The organism is Streptomyces bungoensis, assembly GCF_001514215.1.
GTDB lineage: Bacteria > Actinomycetota > Actinomycetes > Streptomycetales > Streptomycetaceae > Streptomyces > Streptomyces bungoensis.
The window spans coordinates 1-2380 of the sequence record NZ_KQ948898.1 but is presented as its reverse complement, the minus strand read 5'-3'; the positions used below and the strand labels follow the sequence as shown (position 1 = coordinate 2380).

Sequence of the window (2380 nt, the reverse complement as noted above, 5' to 3'; positions counted from 1 at the left end):
CTGATGGGCCAGGTCCTGCCGAACGACGGCCGGGTGAGACTGCCGTACGCCTGGGAAGGCGCGACGTTGCACGCCTCCGGCGCCTCCATGCTGCGGGTATCCGTGACGACCGCGGGCGACAACGCGATACGACTCCGCGCGGCGGACGGTGCCGGCCTGCCGGTGGCCGAGGTGGCGTCGCTGGCCATGCTTCCGGCCGACCTCGCCGACCTCGGCGCTCAGGCCGTGGACCGCAACGCCCTGCTGCGCCTGGCATGGACACCCGGGCCATCGGCGGACGCGGTCCCGCCTACCGAGCTCTCGCTGCTCGGCCACGACCGGTTCGGCCTGCGCTCGGCGACGGGGGCCGGCGTCCACTGGCGAGAGTTCACCGAGCTGTCCGCCGTACCCGGCGACTCGTCCGATGTGGTCGTGTGCCTCCAAGGGGACGAGGCGCCGGACCTCCCCGCGGCTGCCCGCGCGACGCTGTACCGTGCGCTCGATCTGCTCCGGGCTTGGGTGTCGAACGACCGGTTCGCGGATGCCCGGCTGGTAGTGGTGACCCGACGTGCGGTGATGACCGGAAACGGCGAGCCCGTACCGGACCTCGCCGCCGCCCCCCTCTGGGGGCTGCTCCGCTCAGTGCAGAACGAGAATCCCGGTCGGCTGGTCCTGGCCGATGTCGATGCCGATGTCCGCTCGCTTGCCGCGCTCCCCTCCGCGCTGGCCGGTGACACCACCCAGTTCGCGCTGCGCGAGGGACATGTCGTGGTACCGAGACTGGCCCGGTGGGATGCCGAGGGCGGGAGCGGGCCGGAGCCGCTGTCACGGTGGGACACCGGCGGCACCGTGCTGATCACCGGCGGTACGGGAACACTCGGCAGGCTGTTCGCCCGCCACCTGGTCACGGAGCACGGCGCGCGGAACCTGTTGCTGGTCTCTCGGCGTGGGCCGGACGCTCCCGGAGCCTCGGACCTGGTCGCCGAGTTGTCCGGGCTGGGCGCCGAGGTGACGGTTGCCGCGTGCGACGTGGCCGACCGGGCCGCGCTTGCCGCACTGCTCGCCGAGATCCCGCCGGACCAGCCGCTCACCGGTGTGGTGCACGCCGCAGGGGCCCTGGACGACGGATTGGTCTCGGGGATGACGCCGGAAAGGCTCGACGCCGTGCTGACGCCGAAGCTGGACGCGGCGTGGCACTTGCACGACCTGACCCGGGACCTGGGGCTGTCCGTATTCGCGCTGTTCTCCTCGATCATGGGCACGATCGGCAACGCGGGTCAGGGGAACTACGCCGCCGCGAACGTGTTCCTGGACGCGCTTGCCCAGTACCGCCGCGCCACCGGACTGCCGGCGACCTCGCTCGCGTGGGGCTTCTGGAGCGAGCGCAGCGAACTGACCGGTCACCTGGACGACGCGGACCTCGCTCGGATCCAACGCACGGGGCTGAAACCGCTGTCGGCGGACGAAGGCGTCGCGCTGTTCGACGCGGCGCTCGCCGGCGGTGCGGTCACCGTGGCACCGGCCGCGCTCGACCTGGACCGGCTGCGCGAGCAGGCCACGCAGGCGAGTCTGCCGGAGGTGCTGCGTGGACTGGTCAAGGCGCGTCGCACGGCGACCGCGGGCACGGAGACCGGCTCGACGCTCGCCGACCGGCTGGCCGGCCGCCCGGCCGAGGACATCGACCGCGAACTGCTCGACCTGGTGCGCTCCCACACCGCCACCGTGCTCGGCCATGCCGACGCCGGCTCCGTACAGCCGGCCGTCGCGTTCAGGGAACTCGGCCTCGACTCCCTGTCCGCGGTGGAGCTCCGCAAACGGCTCAACGGAGTAACCGGACTGCGACTGTCGGCCACTGTGGTGTTCGACCACCCGACCCCGTCCACACTGGCCGCGCTCCTGCGCGAGGAGCTGATGGGCGGGAGCACCCAGGTCGCCACTCCGACGACTGCGTCGTCCGCCTCGGCGGGGGACGACGATCCGATCGTCATCGTCGGGATGGGGTGCCGGTTCCCCGGTGGCGCGTCGTCGCCGGACGATCTGTGGGAGCTGGTGCGCTCCGGTCGGGATGCTGTGGGCGGGCTGCCGCGCGATCGCGGTTGGGACCTGGACGACCTCTTCGACACGGACCCGGGACGGACGGGCAAGAGCTACGTCGACAAGGGCTACTTCCTCGACGACGCGGGGGAGTTCGACGCCGAGTTCTTCGGCATCGCGCCGCGTGAGGCGCTGGCGATGCATCCGCAGCAGCGGTTGCTGCTGGAGTCCGCTTGGCAGACGTTGGAGGACGCCGGGATCGAGCCCGGTTCGCTGCGCGGCAGCGACACGGGCGTGTTCATCGGCGCGATGCTCCAGGAGTACGGACCACCGATGCACGAGGGTTCGGCGGAGGCTGACGGGCTGC

At 72.1% G+C, this 2380-nt stretch carries 1 protein-coding gene; it reads left to right on the top strand.

What is annotated here, in order from left to right:
• The coding region (locus tag AQJ66_RS36505; protein WP_159052716.1) for a type I polyketide synthase at positions 1–2380 on the top strand (2380 nt) is incomplete at both ends.